The sequence below is a fragment of the Mycobacterium sp. genome, assembly GCF_019243155.1.
Classification (GTDB): domain Bacteria; phylum Actinomycetota; class Actinomycetes; order Mycobacteriales; family Mycobacteriaceae; genus Mycobacterium.
In genome coordinates this window covers 1-2,329 of the sequence record NZ_JAFAUS010000466.1, presented here as the reverse complement: position 1 = coordinate 2,329, position 2,329 = coordinate 1, and the positions used below count along the sequence as shown (strand labels likewise).

The following is a 2,329-nucleotide window of genomic DNA, read 5'->3' as shown; positions in this document are numbered from 1 at the left end:
CAGTCAAGGACCGCGTGGCCCTCTCGCTCGTCCAACAGGCGGAGACCGACGGCCTCCTGCGGCCGGGTCAGCCCGGCCAGGTGCTGATCGAGCCGTCCTCAGGCAACACCGGCATCGGGCTCGCGCTGGTCTGCAGGCTGCGGGATTATCACCTCAAGGTCGTATTGCCAACGAACGTCTCCGTCGAGCGCCGCCAGCTCCTCGAGCTGTGGGGCGCCGAGATCATCGAGTCGCCGGGCTCGGAGGGCTCGAACGGCGCAGTCAGGATGGCGAGGGCGCTCGCAGATGAGCACCCCGAGTGGGTTTTCCTGTACCAGTACGCGAATGCTGCCAATCCCAAAGCGCACTACCAACACACGGGCCCCGAGATCTGGCGGGACTGCCCGGACATCACGCACTTCGTTGCGGGCCTGGGTACCTCGGGCACGCTGCTCGGCGTCGGGCGCTTCCTCAAGGAACAGAATCCCGCGGTCGAGGTGTGGGCGGTCGAACCGCCCGCAGGGGAGACGGTCGACGGGCTGCGAAACCTCGACGACGGCTACATCCCGCCGATCTTCGAGGACAACAACGGCGCCGAGTTGCTCGACCGCAAGACGGTCGTGGGGCCCAAGGACTCCATCGAAGGCACCCGCAAGTTCATCGAGGTCGGCGTGTTCGCGGGCATCTCGTCGGGCGCCGTGCTCATGGGCGCCCTCAAGTGCGCCAAGGCCATCGAGCGCGGCACGATCGTGATCGTGGCGCCCGACGCGGGCTGGAAGTACCTGTCGTCGGGCGCGTGGACCGACGACCTCGAGACGGTCACGGAACGGGCCCAGAAGATCAACTACTGGTAAGCATCGCGGCGTGGACCTCGTCGAGCTCGAGGAGCAGGCCCGCCAGCTCCTGCCGCCCGGTGTGTACGACTACTTCGCGGGGGCGGCCGGCGATGAAGTGACGCTGGCCGACAACGTCGCCGCGTGGGACCGCGTCCGGTTGCGTCCGCGCGTGTTGCGCGACGTGTCGAACGTCGACACGTCCACCACCGCGCTCGGTGTGCCGGTGGCGTCACCCATTCACGTGGCGCCGACCGCGTTCCACCGCATGGCGCATCCCGATGGCGAAGAGGCGACGGCGCGCGGCACCGCCGCCGCGGGCAACCTGCTTGTGCTGTCGACGCGGTCAACCACGCGCGTGGAGGACGTGGCCGCCGCCAGCGGCGACGGTCCCCGCTGGTACCAGGTGTATGTGCTGCAGGACCGGGCCAAGACCGAGGATCAGGTGAAGCGGGCGGCCGCCGCCGGGTTCAGTGCCCTGGTGCTCACCGGTGACACGCCCTACGTCGGCCGTCGCCTCCGCGACGTGCGGAATGAGTTCGTGATCCCGTCCAACGTGGGTGAGGCGATCGCCGAGGCGAGCGACTCCGGCGTCATCGACCAGGCTCCCGACATCACGTTCGACGACATCGGCTGGCTGCTCGACCTGAGCGGGCTGCCGGTGCTGGTCAAAGGCGTGCTGCGGGCCGACGACGCTCGGGCGTGCATCGACGCGGGCGCGGCGGGCGTGATCGTGTCGAACCACGGCGGACGCCAGCTCGACGGCGCCATCGCGTCGGTCGACGCGCTGCCGGAGGTGGTCGACGCGGTCGGCGACGCAGGCGAGGTCTATGTCGACGGCGGCATCCGCCGCGGAGTCGACGTGGTGCGGGCGCTGGCGCTCGGCGCTCACGGGGTATTGGTGGGCCGGCCCGTGCTGTGGGCGCTGGCCACCGACGGTTCCGAAGGCGTACGCCGGCTCCTCCGCGCCCTCACCCACGAGCTCGTCCTGGCCATGGCGCTGGCCGGCGCCAAGTCCGTCTCGGAAATTTCCCGCGACCTCGTCACGCCGTAGATTCGTCGGTCGTGCACGACGGTCCCATCGGGATGTTCGACAGCGGGTTCGGCGGACTCACCGTGGCCCGCGCCCTGATCGACCTGCTCCCCGGTGAGGATCTCGTGTACTTCGGCGACACCGAACGGTCCCCCTACGGGCCGCGCCCGCACCACGAGGTGCGGGAGTTCGCCTTGCAAATCACCCGGCTGCTCGTCGAGCGCCACGACGTGAAGCTGGTGGTGGTGGCGTGCAACAGCGCGTCGGCGGCGGCCCTCGACCTGCTGCGGTTCGAGTTCGAGGTGCCGGTCATCGGTGTGATCGACGCTGGTGTGCGGGCGATGCTGTCCGCCACGCGCAACAACAAGGTCGGCGTGATCGGCACCGTCGGCACGATCTCGTCGGGTGCCTACCAGCGCTCGGTACGCGCCCAGCGTGCACCCGTCACGCTCGCATGCGCCGCCTGCCCCGGCTTCGTCGAGTT

Annotated in this window: 3 protein-coding genes; all 3 read left to right on the top strand. The window is 69.6% G+C overall.

Annotation, left to right across the window (positions count from 1 at the left end; genetic code table 11):
* Positions 1-833, top strand: an 833-nt coding sequence (locus tag JOZ00_RS23555; RefSeq protein WP_293348877.1) for a cysteine synthase family protein, incomplete at its 5' end; no start/stop codon positions are given.
* 10 nt (positions 834-843) lie between these two features.
* Complete coding sequence (locus JOZ00_RS23550) at positions 844-1,866, top strand: alpha-hydroxy acid oxidase (protein WP_293348874.1); 1,023 nt, start codon at positions 844-846, stop codon at positions 1,864-1,866.
* Positions 1,867-1,877: 11 nt separating this feature from the next.
* Positions 1,878-2,329 (top strand): glutamate racemase (murI, locus tag JOZ00_RS23545; RefSeq protein WP_293348871.1); only part of this gene is annotated, 452 nt, incomplete at its 3' end.